At 71.6% G+C, this 20,313-nt stretch carries 19 protein-coding genes; 4 read left to right on the top strand and 15 right to left on the bottom strand.

Annotated features, from left to right (window positions below):
- Positions 1 to 2: 2 nt before the first annotated feature.
- From murD to ACHAAC_RS04750, 10 genes are all read right to left on the bottom strand, one after another.
- Positions 3 to 1,526 (bottom strand): UDP-N-acetylmuramoyl-L-alanine--D-glutamate ligase, encoded by a 1,524-nt coding sequence (gene murD, locus ACHAAC_RS04795; protein WP_435714885.1) that lies wholly within the window; start codon positions 1,524 to 1,526, stop codon positions 3 to 5.
- 22 nt (positions 1,527 to 1,548) lie between these two features.
- Positions 1,549 to 2,613, bottom strand: a complete 1,065-nt coding sequence (gene mraY, locus ACHAAC_RS04790; RefSeq protein ID WP_435714884.1) for a phospho-N-acetylmuramoyl-pentapeptide-transferase — start codon at positions 2,611 to 2,613, stop codon at positions 1,549 to 1,551.
- Positions 2,614 to 2,709: 96 nt separating this feature from the next.
- Positions 2,710 to 4,077 (bottom strand): UDP-N-acetylmuramoyl-tripeptide--D-alanyl-D-alanine ligase, encoded by a 1,368-nt coding sequence (locus ACHAAC_RS04785; RefSeq protein WP_435715504.1) that lies wholly within the window; start codon positions 4,075 to 4,077, stop codon positions 2,710 to 2,712.
- 5 nt (positions 4,078 to 4,082) lie between these two features.
- Positions 4,083 to 5,585 (bottom strand): UDP-N-acetylmuramoyl-L-alanyl-D-glutamate--2,6-diaminopimelate ligase, encoded by a 1,503-nt coding sequence (locus ACHAAC_RS04780; protein WP_435714882.1) that lies wholly within the window; start codon positions 5,583 to 5,585, stop codon positions 4,083 to 4,085.
- Positions 5,586 to 5,995: 410 nt separating this feature from the next.
- The gene (locus ACHAAC_RS04775) at positions 5,996 to 7,744 is read right to left on the bottom strand and encodes a peptidoglycan D,D-transpeptidase FtsI family protein (RefSeq protein WP_435714880.1); all 1,749 of its coding nucleotides are present in this window, start codon (positions 7,742 to 7,744) and stop codon (positions 5,996 to 5,998) included.
- A complete protein-coding gene (locus ACHAAC_RS04770) occupies positions 7,741 to 8,166 on the bottom strand; it encodes a hypothetical protein (RefSeq protein WP_435714879.1) in 426 nt (141 codons plus the stop codon). The genes ACHAAC_RS04775 and ACHAAC_RS04770 overlap by 4 nt, the downstream gene beginning before the upstream one ends.
- 133 nt (positions 8,167 to 8,299) lie before the next feature.
- Positions 8,300 to 9,247: a 16S rRNA (cytosine(1402)-N(4))-methyltransferase RsmH gene (gene rsmH / locus ACHAAC_RS04765; RefSeq protein WP_435714878.1), complete on the bottom strand. Its 948-nt coding sequence runs from the start codon at positions 9,245 to 9,247 to the stop codon at positions 8,300 to 8,302.
- A gap of 300 nt (positions 9,248 to 9,547) precedes the next feature.
- Positions 9,548 to 9,997: a division/cell wall cluster transcriptional repressor MraZ gene (mraZ, locus tag ACHAAC_RS04760; RefSeq protein ID WP_435714876.1), complete on the bottom strand. Its 450-nt coding sequence runs from the start codon at positions 9,995 to 9,997 to the stop codon at positions 9,548 to 9,550.
- Positions 9,998 to 10,282: 285 nt separating this feature from the next.
- The gene (locus tag ACHAAC_RS04755) at positions 10,283 to 10,693 is read right to left on the bottom strand and encodes a DUF3040 domain-containing protein (RefSeq protein WP_435714874.1); all 411 of its coding nucleotides are present in this window, start codon (positions 10,691 to 10,693) and stop codon (positions 10,283 to 10,285) included.
- Positions 10,680 to 11,453: a class I SAM-dependent methyltransferase gene (locus ACHAAC_RS04750; protein WP_435714872.1), complete on the bottom strand. Its 774-nt coding sequence runs from the start codon at positions 11,451 to 11,453 to the stop codon at positions 10,680 to 10,682. Before ACHAAC_RS04750 ends, ACHAAC_RS04755 begins: the two co-directional genes overlap by 14 nt.
- A 78-nt stretch (positions 11,454 to 11,531) precedes the next feature.
- Here ACHAAC_RS04750 and ACHAAC_RS04745 point away from each other — a divergent pair, with 78 nt between their 5' ends.
- Entirely contained in the window at positions 11,532 to 12,797 is a 1,266-nt protein-coding gene (locus ACHAAC_RS04745; protein WP_435714870.1) for a phytoene desaturase family protein, read from the top strand.
- Between the two features lie 23 nt (positions 12,798 to 12,820).
- On the opposite strand, the gene metF is transcribed toward ACHAAC_RS04745, so the two are convergent.
- Positions 12,821 to 13,750: a methylenetetrahydrofolate reductase [NAD(P)H] gene (gene metF, locus ACHAAC_RS04740; protein ID WP_435714868.1), complete on the bottom strand. Its 930-nt coding sequence runs from the start codon at positions 13,748 to 13,750 to the stop codon at positions 12,821 to 12,823.
- A 23-nt stretch (positions 13,751 to 13,773) separates the two neighbouring features.
- Between metF and ACHAAC_RS04735 the strand changes: the two genes are divergently transcribed.
- On the top strand, positions 13,774 to 14,814 hold the full coding sequence (locus tag ACHAAC_RS04735) for a polyprenyl synthetase family protein (RefSeq protein ID WP_435714867.1): 1,041 nt from the start codon (positions 13,774 to 13,776) through the stop codon (positions 14,812 to 14,814).
- Here the strand turns inward: ACHAAC_RS04735 and ACHAAC_RS04730 are convergent.
- Positions 14,789 to 15,214 (bottom strand): hypothetical protein, encoded by a 426-nt coding sequence (locus tag ACHAAC_RS04730; RefSeq protein ID WP_435714865.1) that lies wholly within the window; start codon positions 15,212 to 15,214, stop codon positions 14,789 to 14,791. The genes ACHAAC_RS04735 and ACHAAC_RS04730 overlap by 26 nt on opposite strands.
- Before the next feature lie 188 nt (positions 15,215 to 15,402).
- Between ACHAAC_RS04730 and pknB the strand changes: the two genes are divergently transcribed.
- Together pknB and ACHAAC_RS04720 are read left to right on the top strand one after the other, a co-directional pair.
- Positions 15,403 to 17,463 (top strand): Stk1 family PASTA domain-containing Ser/Thr kinase, encoded by a 2,061-nt coding sequence (gene pknB / locus ACHAAC_RS04725; RefSeq protein WP_435714863.1) that lies wholly within the window; start codon positions 15,403 to 15,405, stop codon positions 17,461 to 17,463.
- 35 nt (positions 17,464 to 17,498) lie between these two features.
- On the top strand, positions 17,499 to 18,026 hold the full coding sequence (locus ACHAAC_RS04720; protein ID WP_435714862.1) for a carboxymuconolactone decarboxylase family protein: 528 nt from the start codon (positions 17,499 to 17,501) through the stop codon (positions 18,024 to 18,026).
- A 12-nt stretch (positions 18,027 to 18,038) separates the two neighbouring features.
- Here the strand turns inward: ACHAAC_RS04720 and ACHAAC_RS04715 are convergent, their stop codons facing one another.
- The 3 genes from ACHAAC_RS04715 to ACHAAC_RS04705 form a co-directional block, all read right to left on the bottom strand.
- The gene (locus ACHAAC_RS04715) at positions 18,039 to 19,340 is read right to left on the bottom strand and encodes a class II 3-deoxy-7-phosphoheptulonate synthase (RefSeq protein ID WP_435715503.1); all 1,302 of its coding nucleotides are present in this window, start codon (positions 19,338 to 19,340) and stop codon (positions 18,039 to 18,041) included.
- A 96-nt stretch (positions 19,341 to 19,436) separates the two neighbouring features.
- The gene (locus tag ACHAAC_RS04710) at positions 19,437 to 19,916 is read right to left on the bottom strand and encodes a DUF427 domain-containing protein (protein WP_435714861.1); all 480 of its coding nucleotides are present in this window, start codon (positions 19,914 to 19,916) and stop codon (positions 19,437 to 19,439) included.
- Positions 19,913 to 20,269: a VOC family protein gene (locus ACHAAC_RS04705; RefSeq protein ID WP_435714860.1), complete on the bottom strand. Its 357-nt coding sequence runs from the start codon at positions 20,267 to 20,269 to the stop codon at positions 19,913 to 19,915. Before ACHAAC_RS04705 ends, ACHAAC_RS04710 begins: the two co-directional genes overlap by 4 nt.
- Positions 20,270 to 20,313: the final 44 nt, after the last annotated feature.

Below are 20,313 nucleotides of genomic sequence, written 5' to 3'. Positions count from 1 at the left end.
CGTCAGCCCCGGGTGAGCCCGGCCCGGACGGCCGCCGCGAAGGCGTCACCCCGGGCGGCGTAGTCGCGGAACTGGTCCATCGAGGCGCACCCCGGCGCCAGCAGCACGGTGTCGCCCGGGTGGGCCAGGCCCACCGCGGTCTCCACCACACGAGTCATCACGGTCTCGCTCGATCCGCCCCCCTGGTCAGCGAATACGGCATCCATGCGCCCATCCTCCCCGGAACCGACGTGCACGACCGGCACATCCGGCGCGTGTCGGCGCAGGGCCTCGGCAAGGACCGGGGCGTCGGTGCCGATGAGGACGACGGCTCGCAGCCGGTCGCGCGCTGCAGTGACCAGGTCGTCGAAGCGGGCGCCCTTGGCCAGGCCCCCGGCGACCCAGACCGCGGAGTCGACGCCGCGCAACGAGGCGAGTGCCGCGTGCGGGTTCGTCGCCTTGGAGTCGTCGACCCACCGGACATCGTCCTGCTCGGCCACCAGGGTGCGGCGGTGCGGTCCACTGCGGAAGGACCGCAACCCGTCCCGGACGGCGGCCGGGGGGACGCCGTGGGCGCGCGCGAGCGCCGCGGCTGCCAACGCGTTGGCCACCTGGTGCGGCGAGTCGTCGTCGAGGTCGGAGACCGAGCCCAGCTCGGCGGCGCTGGTGTGCCGCTCGGCGATGAACGCGCGGTCGGCGAGCAGGCCGTCCACGACGCCGATCATCCCCGGCCCGGGGACACCCAGTGTGAACCCGACGGCCCGAGCACCCTCCTGGACGTCGGCCTCGCGGACGAGCCGCTCGGTGGCGGGGTCGTCGACGTTGTAGACGCAGGCCCGCTGGACGTGCTCGTAGACCCGTGCCTTGTCCGCGGCGTACGCCCCTGCGGAGCCGTGCCAGTCGATGTGGTCGTCGGCGAGGTTGAGCACGGTGGCGGCCTGCGCGGCGATCGAGCGGGTCCAGTGCAGCTGGAAGCTGGACAGCTCGACGGCGAAGACGTCCAGCGGCTCGGGGTCCATCACCGCCTCGAGCACGGGGCGGCCGACGTTCCCGACCGCCACGGCGCGGTGTCCCGCGGCCCGCAGGATCGCCTCGGTCATCTGCACCGTGGTGGTCTTGCCGTTCGTCCCGGTGATGCACAGCCACGGGGGTGCGTCGGGCCCACGGAGCCGCCACGCGAGCTCGACCTCCCCCCAGACCGGCAGCCCGCGGTCGGCGGCCTGCACCAGCACGGGTGCGTCGGGGCGCCAGCCGGGCGAGGTCACCACGAGGTCCCGCCCCTCCGGCAGCGATGCGGTGACCCCCTCTCCCAGGCGGAGCTCGACGCCGAGCTCCTCCAGCAGGGCGGCCCGCTCGGCGGCCGCCCCCTCAGGTGCCCGATCGTCGAGGACGAGGACGTCCGCCCCGAGGTGCTGCAGGGTGTCGGCCGCGGCGAAGCCGCTGACGCCGAAGCCCGTGACCAGCGCGCGCACGCCCTCCCAGGAGTCGGTGGGTCCGAGCCGTCCCGGTACGGCGTGGGCACCGTCCTGCTCGCGGGGCCCGCTCATCGACTCCCTCCACGCCGCTGCGTCATACCCCCGTGACCCACTCCCAGTAGAAGACGCCCAGCCCGGCCGCGACGAACAGCCCACTGATGATCCAGAAGCGCACCACGATGGTGATCTCTGCCCAGCCGAGCAGCTCGAAGTGGTGCTGCAGCGGGGCCATGCGGAAGATCCGCTTGCCGCCGGAGACCTTGAAGTAGGCCACCTGGAGGATGACCGAGGCCGTGATGAGCACGAACAGGCCGCCGATGAGCACGAGCAGCAGCTCGGTACGGGTCATCAGCGCGAAGCCCGCCATGGCTCCACCCAGGCTCAGCGATCCCGTGTCGCCCATGAAGATCTTGGCCGGCGACGCGTTCCACCACAGGAACCCGAAACAGGCGCCGGTGATGGCGGCCGCCACCACCGCGAGGTCGAGCGGGTCCCGCACCTCGTAGCACTTGAGCCCGGGGTTGAACGAGCAGTTCTGGTTGCTCTGCCAGATGTTGATGAAGATGAAGGCCGCGAACACCATGACGGAGGCGCCGGTGGCGAGGCCGTCCAGCCCGTCGGTGAGGTTCACGCCGTTGCTCGCGCCGGCGATCATGAGCAGCACCCAGATGATCAGCAGCACAGTCGGCATCTCGGTGCCGGGGATGTCGCGCGTGAACGAGACGGCGTGCGAGATGGGGGTGCGGCCGGTCTCGTCCTCCCAGCCGATCGCGAGCACCGCGAAGATCAGGCCGACGGTGACCTGGCCGATCATCTTTGCCTTGCTTCGCAGGCCCAGGCTGCGCTGCTTGGAGATCTTGATGTAGTCGTCCAGGAAGCCGATCAGCCCCAGGCCGCAGAACAGGAACAGCAGCAGGATGGCCGAGATGCTGGGCGGGAAGCCGGTCGCGAGCTTGGCGACGGCGTAGCCGAACACGGCCGCGACGATGATGACCAGGCCGCCCATCGTGGGGGTGCCGCGCTTGACGTGGTGCGAGGTCGGGCCGTCGTCACGGATCAGCTGGCCGTAGCCCTTCTGGACGAGCACGTTGATCGCCACCCGGGTGCCCAGCAGGGTCCCGAGCAGTGCGAGACCACCGGCGATCAGGATGGCGAGCATGTGGCTGGAAGGTCCTCTCGGTGGTCGCGGGCGCAGTGCCGATCTCGGGGCTGTCTCGGGGGCCGATCAGGCGGATCGTCCTGCCCGAGTATGCCGTCAGTCGGTGAGCAGCCCGCGGGTGACTCGCTCGAGTCTGGCACCACGCGATGCTTTCACGAGCACGACATCGCCCGTGACCAGCCACGCGCGCAGGGTGTCCAGCGCCACGGTGACGTCGGGCACCGCCACGCCGACGCCGCCGGCACCGGTGGCGATCCCGCGGGATCCCTCGCCCACGGCGACCACCAGGTCGTAGTCCAGCTCGGCGGCGAGACGTCCGATCCGGACGTGCTGGTCGTCACCGTCGTCCCCCAGCTCGAGCATCTCGCCCAGGACCGCGACCCGCCGACCGGCCCGCATGTCGCGCACGGCGTGCAGCGCGGCCGTCATCGACTCGGGGTTGGCGTTGTAGGAGTCGTCGACGATCACCACTCCGTCGGGGCGGCGGTGGCGCTCCATGCGCATCGGTGACGGCGAGCGGAACTCACCGAGACGTCCTGCCGCGTCGGCGAGGATCTCCTGCCGCCGCTCGTCGGACACGACCGCGCCGACGGTCGCCACCGCGGCCGCGAGGTTCACCGCGTGGTGCGAGCCCACGAGCGGCAGGTGGGCCGTCAGGATCCCGTCGCCCCAGGCGAGGGTCACGTCGGCCTCCCCCGCGGCGTCGAGACCCACGTCGACGATGACGACGTCCCTGGGGCTCGTGCTGGGTCCATTGCCGAAGAACGTCACGGCGGCGTCCTCGTGCAGGCGGTCCACCATGGACAGCACCCGTCGGTCGGCGCCGTTGAGCACGGCCGTCCCGCCCGCCCCCAGGGACTCGACCAGCTCGCCCTTGGCGAGGGCGATGTTCTCGATCGAGCCGAACTCACCCACGTGCGCCGAGCCGACGTTGAGCACGACTGCGACGTCCGGCGGGGCGATGCGGCACAGCGCGGCGACGTGGCCGACGCCCCGCGCCCCCATCTCGACGACGAGGTACTGCGTCGTCTCCTCGGCCCGCAGCACCGTGAGGGGCACGCCGAGCTCGTTGTTGTTGTTGCCGAGTGTCGCGACGACGTCGTGCTCGAGCAGGTGCGCGACGAGGTCCTTGACGCTCGTCTTGCCCTGCGAGCCCGTGATCGCGACCACGGTCGCGTCGATGTGGTCCAGGACGTGACGGGCCAGCAGCCCGAGCGCGGCAGTGGCGTCGTCCACCACGATGCAGGGTGCGTCGACGGGACGCGAGCAGAGCACGGCGGCGGCCCCACCGCCCACGGCGGCGGCCACGAAGTCGTGTCCGTCGACGTGCTCGCCGTCGATCGCCACGAACAGCCCACCCCGCGGCACGGTGCGGGAGTCGACGCTCGCGGCTGCACTGACGACGACGTCGGGGTCGCCGTGAGCGTGCCCACCCACGACCGCGGCGACCTCGGCAAGGCCCATCGCGATCACGAGCGGCGCTCGATCAGCTCGCGCAGCACCTCGCGGTCGTCGAACGCGTGCATGACGTCCCCGATCTCCTGTCCTCGCTCATGGCCCTTGCCCGCCACGACCACGGTGTCCCCGCGGTGGGCGAGGGCGACGGCGTGCGCGATCGCCTCTCGGCGGCCGGGCACCTCGACCGCCGCGCCGGGCCCCGCGCTCGACCCGGTCAGGACCGCCCGGCGGATGGCAGCGGGGTCCTCGGTACGGGGGTTGTCGTCGGTCACGACGACGAGGTCGGCGTGCCGCGCAGCGGCTTCTCCCATCAGCGGACGCTTGCCGTGGTCGCGATCACCGCCGGCACCGAGCACGACGACGAGGCGACCCGGGGTCACGGGACGCAGTGCGCTCAGGACCGCGATGACCGCGTCGGGCTTGTGGGCGTAGTCGACGATGGCGGTGAAGTCCTGGCCGGCCTCGACGCGCTCCATCCGGCCGGGCACGCCGTGGCTGCGGGCGATGCCGGCCGCGAGCTGCGCCGGGTCGTGCCCGTCGAGGGCGAAGGAGGCGATGACCGCCAGCGCGTTGGCGACGTTGAAGACGCCCGGTAGCGGAACGCTGAGATCGATCTGCAGCCCATCCGGACCATGGACCTCCAGGTCGGTTCCGAGGCGGTGGGGACGGACGTTGACGGCACGCCAGTCGGCCGCGGCACCGCGGGACGAGATCGTGGTCACCGGCAGCGGCGTGAGCTCGGTGAGCCGACGGCCGTGCTCGTCGTCGACGTCGATGACGGCGTGACGCGCGTGCTCGTGGGTGAACAGGGCGGCCTTGGCCAGGAAGTAGTCCTCCAAGTCGGTGTGGAAGTCGAGGTGATCTCGGCCGAGGTTGAGGAAGGTGGCGACGTCGAAGACGAACCCGTCGACCCGCCCCTGCACGAGGGCGTGGCTGGAGACCTCCATGGCGCAGGCCTCGACGGCCTCCTCACGCATGACCGCGAACAGGGCCTGCAGGGCTGGAGCCTCCGGGGTCGTGAGGGCGGAGGCGGCCGGACGGCCGGCGATCCGCGTCCCGATCGTCCCCACCACCGCGCTGCGTCGCCCCCCGAGCGCTGACTCGGCGAGGTGCGTGGTGGTGGTCTTGCCCTGGGTCCCCGTGACGCCGACGATCGTGAACGCCTCGCTCGGGTGGTCGTGGAACCAGGCGCTGAGCTCGGCGATGCGGCTTCGGGGCTCCGGCACGACGAGCGTGGGCAGCGAGGTGAGTCGCTGCGCTCCCTCGTCGTCGGTGAGCAGGGCCACGGCGCCGGCGGCCTCGGCACGGTCGAGGAAGTCCGCACCGTGGGCACGACTGCCCGGCAGGGCGGCGTACAGATCACCCGCGCGGACGTCGCGCGAGCTGAGGGCGATCCCGGTGACGGTGGTCGTGCCGGTGCCCTGCGGCACCTCGACCCCGAGGTGCTCGGCCAGCTCGGCGAGCTCTCTCACGGGCGGCGCACTGGGCCGCACCCGCATCTCCTGGCTGCTCATCGGAGCCAATCTACCGACCCCCGGCACCCGGCCACCGAGCCACGCCCGATCACCACGCGATCCCTGACCGCTCGGGGACCACCGACTCCGCCGAGGCTCCACCCGATCACTCACCAACCCGAAGCACCCGACCCAACGGCAAGCGAGCGCCAGCTGGGGGCACCTCCCTGCACGGAGCGCAGCGGAGTGCTTGGGGGCGCGCCGCCGAGGCGGCAGCGGTGAGGCCGCCCCGCGGCCGATCCGCGCCCGAGCGCGACGAGGAACGAGGAGCGCGCCCGCCTACTCCCCCGAGAGCAGAACCCACCCCAACGGCAAGCGAGCCCTGGCGAGCGCCGCCGAGGCGGCAGCGGTGAGGCCGCCCCGCGGCCGATCCGCGCCCGAGCGCGACGAGGAACGAGGAGCGCGCCCGCCTACCACTCCTGCGAGACCTTGGGCTGCTTGGAGCCGGTCGGCGGGACGCCGAAGCGCTCCAGCGCCATCGACATGATGTCGTGGAAGACCGGTGCGGCCGTGGAGCCGCCTCCGGCGTCGCTGTGTGGCTTGTCCAGCACGACGTAGGTCACGAACCGGGGCTCGTCGGCCGGCGCGAAGCCGACGAACGAGACCGTGTTCTGGCCGCGCACGTACGTCCCGGTCTCGGGATTGACTCGCCAGGCTGTTCCGGTCTTGCCCGCCACACGGTATCCGGGGATCTGTGCCGCCGGCGCCGTTCCGTCGTCGGCCGTCACCGCCTCCATCATCCGGGTGACCATGGAGGCTGCCTCCTTGGAGACGACCCGACGCGACTCCGGCTCCTTGGCCGGGGTCTTCTCGCCGTCAGCGTCGACGAAGCCCTCCACGACGGTGGGGTCGACCATGACGCCGCCGTTGGCGATGCCGCCGATCGCCCGGATCATCTGCATGGCCGTGACCGAGACGCCCTGCCCGAAGGAGATGGTCGCGTGGTTGGCGCGTGACCAGCCGGCGCTGGGCGGCAGGATGCCCTGCGACTCACCGGGCAGCTGGACGCCGCTGGTGCTGCCGAACCCGAAGCGGGCGAAGTAGTCGTGCATCGTCTCGTCGTCCATCTCCCGGGCGGCGATGATGGTGCCGAGGTTGGAGGACTTCGCGATGACGCCGGCGGCGGTGAGGTTGATCTGCCCGTGCTCCCAGTAGTCCGCGATCCGGAACTTGTCGATGACGAGCTGGCTGGGGACGGAGATCTGTGTCTCCGGTGAGACCTTCCCCTGGTCGGCGAGGGCGGCCATCGTGATCGGCTTCATGACCGAGCCGGGCTCGTAGACGGTCTGCACGAAGCGCGAGACGGTGTTGGCGTCCTCCATCGACTCCTTGGAGTCGGGGTTGAACGTCGGGGCCTGGGACATCTGGACGACCTGGCCGGTGCGGACGTCCATCGTCACCGCGAGGCCCCAGTCGGAACCGGAGGAGCGGACCGCGTCCGCGAGCCGCTGGTCGGAGTACCACTGCAGGTCGCGGTCGACCGTGGTCGTCACGTCGCTGCCGGGCACCATCTCCTTGACGGTGCTGTCGGCCATGGGGATGCGCTGCCCGCTCGGTGAGACCTCGTAGGTCGCCGAGCCGTCGGTGCCGGTGAGCACCGAGTCGTACTGACGCTCCAAGCCCTGGACGCCCTTGTCCTCGCCGTCGACGTAGCCGATGAGGTTGGCGGCGAGGCGCCCTCCCGGATACGTGCGCAGGGTCTCCTGCTCGGTGAAGACGCCGGTGAGCTCGGCCTCGCGGACTGATGTGACTGCCTGCTGGGCCTCCTCGGCCGGAACCTCCCGCTCCAGCACGAGGTAGCGCGAGTCCGGGGTCCGCAGCGCATCGATGGTCTCGAAGTAGTCGAGCCGCTCCTCCCCCAGCTCCTGCACCAGGATGCGCGCGATCCTCGGTGCGTTCTCTGCCGTCATGCTGGGGTCGGCCGTGATGGTCATGCCGTCCGCGCTCGTGGCGAGCGCCTCCCCGCTGCGGTCCAGGATCTGACCACGGGGTGCGGGCACCGTCGAGGTGGAGGTCCCCGCCTCGACCGCCATCGCCGCGTAGGCGCGGGCGTCGAGCCCCTGGATCTGGAAGAGCCTGAGTCCGAAGACCGTGACCACCGCCGTGACGAGCGCGAGGCAGACCGTGAGGCGGCGGCGCACCAGTCGTTGGCGGCTCATCGATCCACCTGCTTCACGTTGGTGCGGGACTCGGCCGGCACGGGCTTGCCGATGACTTCGCCTCCAGCAGGGTCGAGGAAGACCGGGTTGGCGTTGGGCACCATGCCCAGCCGTGTGGCCCGCTCGGCGACGCCGGCCGGTGCCTGGAGCCGCTCCACGTCACGCTGGAGTGCTTGCTGCTGTGTCTGCAACTCCGTGGCCTGCGCGGAGAGGCGTGCGATCTCGAAGGACTGTGCCTGCAGGACCGTGCTGATCAGGATCAGGCCGACCAGACCGACACCGAGGACGGTGAGCACGACGACGACGAACGGGGCGCGACGGGCCTGGCTGCGGATCGGGGACACCAGCCGCAGGGGCAGGGCGCTGATCGGGCTCTGGGCGCTCGAGCTCCGTGGACGCGGCGCCGCGGTGTGCGAGCTCATGCGAGCACGTCCTCAGAAGAACCACCGTAGGAGCGTGCTCGCACTCGGGGGTCCTTGTTCGCGCCCCCAAGCACTCCGCTGCGCTCCGTGCAGGGAGGTGCCCCCAGCAGAGCTCGCGGGAGGTACCCCCAGCTCATGCGGCCCTCCTCTGCACGGCGCGCAGCCGGACCGAGCGGGCTCGGGGGTTCTCGGCAGCCTCCTGCTCCCCCGCCTGCTCGGCGCCACGGGTCACCAGCTCGAAGTCCGGCTCATGACCGGGCGGGGCGAAGGGCAGGTCGCGCGGGAGGTCGTTCGTGGTGGCCCTGGTGAAGGCCCGCTTGGTGATGCGGTCCTCCAACGAGTGGTAGGCCAGCACCACGACGCGGCCACCGGGGGCGAGCGCGTCGAGGGACTGCGGAAGGGCTCGGGCGTACACGGCGAGCTCGTCGTTGACCTCGATGCGCAGGGCCTGGAAGGTGCGCTTGGCCGGGTGCCCCCCGGTGCGACGGGCCGGGGCCGGGATCGCCTCGCGCACCAGGTCGACGAGGCGCGCGCTGTCGGTGAACGGACGCTGCTCCCGCTCGGCCACGACTCGCTGGGCGATCCGACGGGCGAACTTCTCCTCGCCGTACTCGCGCAGGACCCGGGTGAGCTCGGGGACGGAGTACGTGTTCAGCACGTCGGCCGCGCTCGGCCCCCGGGTGGGATCCATCCGCATGTCCAGCGGGGCGTCCTGGGCGTAGGCGAAACCACGGTCGGCGAGGTCAAGCTGCATCGAGGAGACACCGAGGTCGAAGAAGACACCCTGCACGGACGCGTGGCCGAGCCGTGCGAGGACGTCGTCGAGCTCGTCGTAGACGGCGTGCACCAGCTCGACGCGGTCCGCGTACGGGGCCAGCCGCTCCCCTGCGCGCCTCAGCGCCTCCGGGTCGCGGTCGATGCCGACGACACGAAGGCCGTCGAACCGACGCAGCAGTGCCTCGGTGTGTCCTCCGAGACCGAGGGTGGTGTCGACGACGACGGGGGCCTCGACGTCGACGCAGGGGGCCAGCAGCTCGAGCACCCGGTCCAGCAGCACCGGAACGTGCCGAGCCGTGCTCACAGCAGCCTCGTCGTGAACGCGACCGCGACGGCGATCGCCGTGGAGGCCGCGAGGGAGAACACCATCACCAGGACGGAGTCGGCCATGTCGTGCCGGACGCGTCGCGTTCGCGTCATGACGGCCTCCTCGTCCTTCATCGATGCTCTCCGTGGTGGGGGGTGGTGGGGTGCGCGGTGGTGATGCGCGGTGGTGATGCGCTGGGGTTCGTCGGTCCTGATCCCCGTCCGTGCGGTTCTGACACCGGGGAAGTGATGTCAGAAGCACACAGCCGGAGGTCGGGGCCGGCGGGCCCTCGGTCGATCAGAAGATGCCGGGCATCACCTCGTCGGACATGTCGGCGAAGGGTTCCTCCTGCTGCGCGGAGAACTCCGCCCAGCGAGTGGCGTCCCAGATCTCGAGGCGATCCATCGCCCCCACGACCGCGACGTCGCGGTCGAGCTGGGCCCAGTCCCGCAGGACCGGGGGGATGGAGATGCGGCCCTGCTTGTCGGGCACCTCGGACGAGGCACCGGAGTAGAGCATGCGGACGAAGTTCCTCGCCTCGCGATTGGTGAAGGGAGTGTCGCGGATCCGGTCGGTGAAGGCGGCGAAGGACTCGGTGGTCCAGCCGTAGATGCACTTCTCCTGGCCGCGGGTGAGCACGACCCCGTGCTCGAGGCGGGGTCGGAACTTGGCGGGCAGGAACAGTCGCGCCTTGTCGTCCAGGCGCGGCGTGAAGGTGCCGAAGAAGTTGTGTACATCGACGCTCACCTCGCCCCTCCTGACTCGACACGGACCCTGAACGCTCCATTTCACCCCACCCTACTCCACGATCCACCACAGTCAAGGCATTTCGCGCCTCCTGCCCGGTGTCGCGCCTCCCGGCGCAGCCGTGGACGATCCTTCGGATCGCCCTGGAAGCACCACGAAAACGGCCACACCGTGTGCGGTGTGGCCGTGCGTGGGGCGTCGTGGAGGGCTCAGACCCCCGAACGCGCGAGAACCGCCTCGATCGAGGCGGTTCTCATGACGATGTGGGGATTGGGGCGGACGAGCCTAGAGGTCGTCGCGGTCCTGGCGTCGCTGCCAACGCTGCTCCATGCGATCGACGAAGGAGCCGCCGGACTGCTTGGAGGCCTTCTTGGGGCCGGCTCCCCCGGACCCACCGGAAGGCTGCGGCGCATCGTCGGAGCCGGTGAGACCGCTGCGCCACGCGGTGACGAAGAAGTAGGCCGCGACGAGCATGATGACGAAGCCACCCACGCCCAGCCACGTCTGGGCCAGCACGGCCCCGGAGAACAGCACGACGACACCGATGATGAAGCCGAGTCCGGCGACCACCACGACGCGACGGTTGCGCGCGGCCTGCTTGGACCCGCGCAGGGTGGAGGCGAAGTCCGGATCCTCGGCAGCCAACGACTGCTCCAGCTGGTGGAGCAGTCTGGCCTCTTCATCAGACAGCGGCACGGGGATCTCCTCGATCGATCATTGCTTGGCTCAAGTCTAGGCGCGCGATGCACTGCAGACCACCCGAGATTCCTGAGAAGTCCGTCGCCGAGCGAACGTCGCGCTCGAGCGCGAACAGCGCGGCCCTCGCGCCCGGCTCGACGTCGACCACGCTCGACGGCACGAGATCGGCGAAGACCCGCAGCGCACCGAGGTCCTCCAGCACGAAGCCCGCGGCGACGAGGGCCTCCTCCAGCTCGGACGTGACGAACCGCCGGGGCCCGTGCGTCCGCACGTCCCAGGCGTCGGCCCGCTGGGCGAGGACGGCGCGTGCTCCGTCGAAGTCGCCGGACAGGGCCCGTGCCAGCACGGCGGCGGGCCGGCCAGCCACCACGACACTGACCCGGCCCTGTGGGCGCAGCACCGGGGGGATGGACCTCAAGGCGTCGGACGGGTCGTCGACGTGCTCCAGGACGCCATGGCACAGGACGAGGTCCTGCGAGGCTGCCTCGACGGCACTGGAGAGGTCGGCGGCGTCACCCTGGACGCCCACGACCGATCCCTGCGGCACACCGGCCTCGACGGCGCGGCGGTTCAGGGAGGCCAGGGCGTCAGGGCTGGGGTCGACGACCGTCACCCGATGGCCCTCCGCCGCGAGACGCACGGCGTCGCCGCCCGTCCCGCCCCCGAGATCGAGGACGTCCAGCGGCGCGTCGCCGGGGACGAGCGCCACGGCATCGAGCACCGCCTGCCACATCACCTCGGCGCGCACCGGACCCATGGCGTCACTGTGCCACAGCGCGCGGGCCCGCCGTCGCCAGCCCGTCGCTCCCCCTTCGTCGCACCGTAGGCTGCCCGCATGGCGCGCATCGTGGTGGTGGGTGGCGGGTTCGCCGGGCTCGCGACGGCCGCCCGGCTCGCCAAGCTGCGCCACGAGGTGGTCCTGCTCGAGCAGTCCGAGGAGCTCGGTGGCCGACTGCGTCCGCTGCGCCGCGGTACCGGCGCCTGGCAGCTGTGCCCGGACACGATGACCATGCCGGGTGTCGTGCGCGATCTCTTCCGCAAGTCCGGACGGCCGCTGGACCGCGTCCTGCAGATCGAGACCGTCCCCGGACGCCGACACGTCTTCGCCGACCGGTCCACGCTCGACCTGCCCATGGGCCGGCGCTCGGACCAGCACGACGCCGTCACGGAGCTCATGGGAGGCGAGGACCCGTGGTCGAGCTGGCTGGACGCCATGCCCGACCAGTGGGAGGTCCTGCGTCGTCGGACGCTCCACACCCTGCCCGAAGGGCCCGCCGCGCTCGACCGGGAGGCACGGCGAACCCTTCGCGCCCGACGCTCCCTCGCGCGCGCCGCGCGCAAGGACCTGAAGGACGATCGACTGCGCGGGCTCGTCCTGGACCCCGTCCGTCTGGACGGTGACGACGCCCGCGTGACGCCTGCCTTCGCCGCGACCACGCACTACCTCGAGCGCAACTTCGGACGCTGGCGGATCATCGGCGGCATGCCCGCCCTGGCCGACGCACTGGTCCAGCGCCTCGTGGAGCGCCGCGTGAGCGTGCACACCGGGGTCCGAGGCCAGGGCCTGGACGTCACGGTCGGCGGTGCGGTGCGCGCAGTGACCACGACCGACGGCAGCCACCCTGCCGACGTCGTGGTCTGGGCCGCTCCCACGTGGCCGGAGCCCCTGCGCCCACCACGACTGCTGCCGAGCATCCCCGCCGCCAGGACGCTCGTGCGGCTCGGGGTCGACGCTCCGGTGCTCCCGCTGGACGTCGCGACGCACGGCGACCCACCGATGCGGCTGTGGTCGGACGGATCGGACTGCTGGACGATCACGCACCACAACGCCGAGGACCCGATGATCGCTCTCGCCCGCGTGGGTGTGGACCTGCGCGGGCACGTCGAGGAGCGGTACGACCTGAGCCCGTCCGACCTGGTCCGCACCGCGCACTGGGGCTGGCAGTGGCGCGGCTGGACCTCCCAGGTCAACCGACCGCTGCGCCCCGGCCCGGAGGGTCTGTTCATGGTGGGAGCGCACGCGCATCCGGGCCCGGAGCTGGAGATGATCGGCCTCGCCGCCGAGGCCGTCGCCGAGCACCTCGGCCCGGTCCCGCGCTGACCCACGCCTCTCGGGCGCCGACTCTAGAGCAGACCCTCGCGGCGCAGGACCTCGAAGATCTCCCGGGTCGCCCTGGACCGGTTGAGGGTGATGAAGTGCAGCCCGGGCGCACCGGCAGCCAGCAGGTCGCGGCACAGCTGGGTCGCGAGCTCGATGCCCTTGGCCCGCACGGCGTCCTTGTCGTCGGCAAGCGGCTCGACCTGGTCGAGGACCTCGCGTGGGAGGGCGGCACCGGAGAGCTCGGCCATGCGCGTGACCTGGGCCAGGTTGAGGATCGGCATGATGCCCGGGACGATCGGGAGGTCGCACCCGCGCGAGCGCACCCGGTCGACCAGGCCGACGTAGTCGGAAGCCCGGAAGAACAGCTGCGTGATCGCGTAGTCGGCGCCGGCGCGTGCCTTCCGCACCAGGACGTCCGCGTCCGCGTCGAGGCCACCGGCGTCGGGGTGCCCCTCCGGGAAGGCCGCGACGCCGACCGTGAAGCCACCCATGTCCCGCGCCATCGCGACCAGCTCGATCGCGTGGGTCATGCCGCCGGGATGGGTCTCCCACGGTGCCCGCGGGCCACCCTTGGGGTCACCCCGCAGCACCAGCACGTCGTCGATGCCGGCCGCCGCGTACTGCTTCAGGACGAGCTCGATCTCCTGACGGCTCTGACCTACGAGCGTGAGGTGCCCGACGGCGGTGATGCCGGACTGCTCGGCGATGCGTCCGGTCACGCGCACCGTCCGCTCCTGGCTGGTGCCCCCTGCGCCGTACGTGACCGACACGAACGTCGGCTCGAGGGGCTCCAGCTCGGAGATCGTGCGCCAGAGGACCTCCTCGCCGGCATCGTCCTTGGGCGGGAAGAACTCGAAGGAGTAGGTCGGCCGGGGTGCGGCCAGCGCGTCGGTCACGGTCGACGAGTGGGTCGTCGACGGGCCGCTGGTCGATGGGTTGGGTGAGTCACTCACCCCTCAACGGTATCGTCCGGACCGTGACGTCGGCCCACGAATTCCCTGCGCGAGACGCCGTGGACACGGCCCTCTCGTCCTTCCTGGCGGAGCGCCGCCTCGATCTCGGGCCCCTTGGCCCGGACCTCGAGCCACTGCTGGACGCGGCCGAGGTGGCCGTCGCCGGGGGCAAGCGGCTGCGCCCGCGGTTCTGTCGGGCGGGCTGGCTGGCGGCCGGCGGCGCCCCCCACGACCCGGCCATCGACGTCGCGGCCGCCGCGCTGGAGTGGCTGCAGGCCAGCGCGCTCGTCCATGACGACCTCATGGACGGCTCCGACGTCCGCCGCGGCCGGCCCAGTGTGCACCGCGAGTTCGAGGCGCGGCACGCGCAGTCCGACTGGGTCGGGAGTGCGGCGGGCCACGGAGCGGCTGTGGCGATCCTGCTCGGGGACCTGATGCTCTCCTGGACCGACCAGCAGCTGCGCTCGAGTGGTCTGCCCACCGTCGGGCGTGCGCTGGACCTGCTCGACCTGTGCCGCTCGGAGGTGGCCTCAGGGCAGTACCTCGACGTCCTGGCCCAGACGCGCGCCGAGGTCGATGTCGACCAGGCCCTTCGCATCGTCCGGTTCAAGGCGGCCAAGTACACCGTGGAGCGCCCCCTGCAGATCGGTGCGGCACTGGCCGGGGCCGACGACGCCCTCGTCGACGCCCTCAGCGACGTCGCCCTGCCGCTCGGAGAGGCCTTCCAGCTGCGCGACGACGTCCTCGGCGTCTTCGGTGACCCCGAGGTCACCGGGAAGCCGGCCGGGGACGACCTGCGCGAGGGCAAGCGGACCGTGCTGGTCGCTCGGGCCCTGGAGCTCGGTGACGCCGACGACCGGGGCCTCGTGCGACGTCTGCTCGGCACCTCCGAGGGAGTCGTCGCGCTACGGGACCTCATCGTGCGGACCGGCGCCCTTGCCGCCGTGGAGCGCGACATCGCCGAGCGCGAGCAGGACGCCACGGCCGCCTTGGCCGAGCTGGGCCCCGCGGCTCGGGCAGCCATCGAGCCGCTCCTGCTCAGAGCAACCCGTCGCTCCCGCTGAGCGAGCAGCTCCCCACCTGGACGACCGCGAGGTCGTCGGCGACGCCGACCGCGTCCCGCAGCACGCCGAGCAGCTGCGCGTGGAGCTCCGGCAAGGCCCGGGCGAGCTCAGCGGACCCGTGCCAGATCAGGACCGTCGACCCCTGGAGACGACGGCCCACCTCGTCGAAGAAGCCGTCGAGGTCGAGAAGCGCATCGGTCTGGAGGTCTCCCGCCCCGCCCCAGACGCGTCGCATCGCCCGCGCGACTCCTGATCGGGTGAGCTCGACGCCGGTGTCCATCGTCCAGGCCGTCCACCCGGCAGCCTGCGTCTCTGCCACCAGGTCCCGCTCCGCTCCGCGCCAGACGAAGACACCGCAGGACGTGCTCCCACCCAGCAGGGAGGCATAGGTCGCCGTCATCGCTGCCATCCCTGCGTGCCCACCGCTCCATCATCACGCCGGGAGTCGCCCTGTGCGACCGACATGGTGAGATCACCCGAGGAGCTGGTGACACGCACCGCGGCAGGGCGGAGGGGTTCCATGGGGCGCACTCACTAGAATCGGCTCGGGCCGTGCCGCGCCCGGATCATCGAGGAGAGGAGGCCGACGTGCCCGCCACCGGCGACGACGCTCTCGTCGGGCGACTCCTCGACGGTCGCTACCTCATCGGTGACCGGATCGCCCGCGGCGGCATGGCCAGCGTCTTCAAGGGGACGGATGAGCGGCTCGACCGCCCTGTCGCCATCAAGGTCATGCATGCCGGTCTGGGTGACGACACGGCCTTCACCGAGCGTTTCCAGCGAGAGGCCCGGGCCGCAGCCAAGCTCAACCATCGCGGCGTGGTCTCGGTCTACGACCAGGGTCACGACGGCGACGTGACCTACCTGGTGATGGAGTACGTCCCGGGTCGCACCCTGCGTGACGTCATGCGTGACGAGGCCCCGATGCCCCCTCGGCGGGCGTTGAACCTGCTCGCCGACGTGCTGCTCGCGCTCGCGACAGCGCACCGGGAGAACCTCGTCCACCGCGACATGAAGCCCGAGAACGTGCTCATCACCCCCGACGGTGAGGTGAAGGTCGCCGACTTCGGACTCGCCCGGGCCGTCAGCACCGCCACCACGGCCACCAGTGGCACGCTCATGGGCACCGTCTCCTACCTCGCCCCCGAGATCGTCGTCAACGAGGGCGTCGACCGGCGCTCCGACGTCTACGCCTGCGGAGCGATGCTCTACGAGATGCTCACCGGGGCGAAGCCGCATGCCGGGGACACTCCCATCCATGTCGCGTACAAGCACGTCCACGAGGACATCGGCGCGCCTTCCCAGGTGCAGCCGGACATCCCTGCGTACGTCGACGCGCTCGTCGCGCGGGCGACCGCTCGCGACCGGGCTCGGCGCTCGACCGACGCCCGCGTGCTGCTGCAACAGGTCCGCATGGTCCAGCGCGCCCTCGACGACGGCCTCCAGGACGATCCCGAGCTGGTCGCGGACCTGCTCCCCCGGACAGCGCCCGGGCCCACGGATCGTCGCGACGACGACGAGATGACCGAGAGGGTCTCCCTGGCACCCGCGGTGGCAGCAGGTTCCGCCGCGGCGCCGGGCGTCGAAGGGCAGGGCTTCGCCGGCGCCTCCGACCCCACGGTGGGCGTGCCACCCGTGGACGGCGAGCCCACGATGCGGTGGAGCTCCAGCACGTGGCAGGGCCCCGAGGAGACCCGCGAGCCTGATGAGCCCCAGGACCCGCACCGGCCGCTCACTCCCCAGGAGTACCAGGCAGCGACGCAGGCCGGTGACCACGGCCGTCGCGGCAGGATCCTGCTGATCGGCGTGGTGATCCTGGCCGTGCTGCTCGCCGGGTTCGGGTACTGGCTCGGGGTCGGTCGATACACCGAGGCACCACAGCTCGTGGGCCGCAGCGAGGCACAGGCGCTGGCCGAGGCCGAGGAGCTCGGGTTCGAGCTCACGGTCAGCAGGCGCGCGTTCTCCGAGAGCGCTCCGCTCGGCACCGTCATCTCCACCGATCCCGCCCCCGGTTCCCGCTTGCTGCCCGAGAGCGCCATCAGCGCCGTCGTGTCCAAGGGGCAGGAGCGCTACGAGGTTCCCAAGACCAAGGGGCTGACGGTGGACGAGGCCACGCAGAAGCTCGAGGACCTGAACCTGAAGCTCGGTGAGACCACCGAGGAGTACAGCGAGGACGTCGAGGAAGGTCGCATCGTCCGCCCCGTGGACCGCAAGGCCGGCGAGCCGGTCCGGCGGGGGACCTCGATCGACTTCGTCGTGAGCCGCGGCCGCGAGCCCCTGGAGGTCCCCGACCAGTCCGGGAGCAGCCGCGCGGACGCCGTGGCCGCCCTGGAGGAGGCCGGCTTCGCCGTCCAGGTCGAGGGTGAGTTCGACGACGACGTCGACAAGGGCGACGTCATCTCCCAGTCACCCGATGAGGGCACGGCCTTTCGGGGTGACACCGTCACCATCGTCGTCTCCCGCGGCCCGGAGGAGATCGAGGTGCCCGACGTGGTCGGCGACGACGCCGACGAGGCCGAGAGCACCCTCGAGGAGGCCGGCTTCAAGGTCCGGGTGCGCAACGTCATCCCCGGCAACGAGGTGCGCGCGCAGACGCCCGGTGCCGGCGATGAGGCCAAGGTGGGCTCCACCATCACGATCTACGTCTGACGTGACCAGCACCAGGGCACGTCTAGCCTGCTGCCATGGACTCCCCCCGCATCGCACCCGGTGGCCTGCGCGAGCTCGGCCTGGTCAACCACGTCATCAGCGGCCTGGCCGGCCGGGTGATCGGGGGGCAGCGACCCAACATCTTCACCACCCTGGGTCGGCGCCGTGGCCTGTTCCGCGCCTGGCTGCTCTACAGCGCGACGATGATGCCCGGGGGCAAGCTGCCGCGCACCGACACCGAGCTGGTGATCCTGCACGTCGCCGCCCTGCGCGAGTGCGAGTACGAGCGTCGCCACCACGAGCGTCTCGGACGCCGCGTCGGGCTCAGCGCCCAGGAGGTGGCGAACGCCCACGACGCTGCCTGGGACGGCTGGACACCACGCCGGCGCAGCCTGCTGACCGCCGCCGGCCAGCTGGTGCGCGAGCGCGACATCGACGACGCCACCTGGGCCGCGGTGCGCGACCACCTCGACGAGCCCACCGCGATCGAGCTGCTCATGCTCTGCGGCCAGTACGACTCACTGGCCACCACCCTCATGACGCTGCGCGTGCAGCCGGAGTGAGGCTGCTGCCGCTCAGCGGTCGCGGAGCATCTCCGCGACGAGGAAGGCCAGCTCCAGCGACTGCTCGCGGTTGAGCCGCGGGTCGCAGAGCGTCTCGTAGCGACGCGAGAGGTCGTCGGCGGAGAGCTTGGCGCCGCCCCCGACGCACTCGGTGACGTCGTCGCCGGTGAGCTCGACGTGCAAGCCGCCGGGCCAGGTGCCGAGGGAGCGGTGCACCTCGAAGAAGCCCCGCACCTCGTCGATGACGTCGTCGAACTCGCGGGTCTTGTAGCCCGAGGACGCCTCGAAGGTGTTGCCGTGCATCGGGTCGCAGACCCACGCCACCTCGATGCCGGCGGCCGTGACCTTCTCGACCAGGTTGGGCAGCAGGTCGCGGATCTTGCCGGCGCCGAAGCGCGTCACGAAGGTGACCTTGCCAGGCGTGTGGTCCGGGTTGAGCTTCTCATAGAGCGCGATGGCGTCGTCCGGCGTCGTCGTGGGGCCGAGCTTCACGCCGATCGGGTTGGCGATGTGGCTGAGCAGCTCCACGTGCGCTCCGTCGAGCTGGCGGGTGCGCTCGCCGATCCAGACGAAGTGGCCCGAGACGTCGTACGGGCGGTCGGTGCGCGAGTCGGTGCGCGTCAGGGCGTGCTCGTACTCCAGGATCAGCGCCTCGTGCGAGGAGTAGAAGTCGACGGAGTGGAGCTCGTCGGGGTCGACGCCGATGGCGTCCATGAAGGCGAGGGCGCGGTCGATCTCCGCGCCGATGCGTTCGTAGCTGACGCCCACGGGGCTGCGCTTGACGAAGTCGGTGTTCCAGACGTGCATCTGGCGCAGGTCGGCGTAGCCGCCGGTGGTGAAGGCGCGCGCGAGGTTCAGCGTGGCGGCCGAGGCGTTGTAGACGTCGACGAGCCGCTGCGGGTCGTGCGCGCGGGACTCGGGCGTGAACTCGAAGCCGTTGACGGCGTCGCCGCGGTAGGCCGGCAGCGTCTCGCCGTCGCGGGTCTCGGTGTCGCTCGAGCGCGGCTTGGCGTACTGGCCGGCCAGTCGGCCCACCTTGACGACGGGAACGCTGGCGGCGTAGGTCAGGACGACGGCCATGGACAGCAGGACCCGCAGCTTGTTGCGCACGTTCTCGGCGGTGACGCCCTCGAAGGTCTCCGCGCAGTCCCCTCCCTGCAGCAGGAATGCCTCACCCCGAGCCACGGCCGCGAGGCGGTCCCGCAGGTCGTCGCACTCGCCCGCAAAGACCAGCGGCGGCATGCGGCGCAGCGTCGCGACCGCGGTGTCGCGGGCGGCGGGGTCGGCGTACGTGGGCTGCTGGGCAGCGCCCATCGTGCGGAGGTCGTCGAGGCTGGGGATGCTCACCGCTCAAGGATACGCGCGCACTCGCGGGACCCCGGGGCCCGTCCACCCACTGTTCGGCCGCCCCTACCAGCCGAGGGTCCCCGGCGCTCCCTTGAACGGACCGTGCACGCGGGAGGTGACCCACCCGCCGTAGAAGTCGCCCTCCTGGGCCTGCACGACCTCGCCGTCGACCGTGCACCGGTCCATGCGTCCCGGGTAGAGGGCGAGGTGGTCGATCAGTGCCTCGAACCGCGGTGTCGGGCTCGGGTACGTCCAGGCGCCGGCGGGCACCGTGCGTACCGGGGCGACGACGTCGACGTAGGAGGCGGCACCCTTCCACTCGCACCACGTCGAGCCCTCGCGCGGTCGCAGCATCGAGGTGTCGACGTCGGCCATCGGCAGGTAGTACGTGGGCGGGTGACTCGTCTCCAGCACCCGCACTGCGGCCCGGGTGTCCACCAGGACGCGACCGCCGATCTCAACCACGACGTGCTCGGTGCTCGGGTCCAGGGCCGGGGGTCGGGGGTACTGCCAGACGTCCTCGACGTCCCGCTCGTCACTCATGCCGGCCCCCAGACGCCGAGCTCGTTTCCACTAGGGTCCGCGAAGTGGAACCTTCGTCCTCCGGGGAAGACGTACGGCTCCTGCAGGACCCGGCCACCGGCCGTCGTCACGGCGGCGACGCTGGCGTCGACGTCCTCGGAGTAGAGCAGGACGAGCGGCCCGCCGGTGCTCGGCTGCGTCATGGCGCTCAGCCCACCGACCTCGCCGGTACCGTCCGGGGCGCGAACGCCGGCGTACTCGGGACCGTAGTCGGTGAACTGCCAGCCGAAGGCCTGCTCGTAGAACGCCTTCGTCGCGGGGAGGTCCGTGGCGCCCAGCTCGACGTAGTCCAGGGTGTGGTGGATCGGGCTCATGCCAGGACGCTACTCGTCCGCCCCGACACCCGCCGGGTGCTGCA

This window comes from Aeromicrobium sp. CF4.19 (assembly GCF_051262555.1).
Classification (GTDB): Bacteria; Actinomycetota; Actinomycetes; order Propionibacteriales; family Nocardioidaceae; genus Aeromicrobium.
The sequence above is the reverse complement of the archived record's forward strand: the minus strand, read 5'-3'. Positions and strand labels throughout refer to the sequence as shown.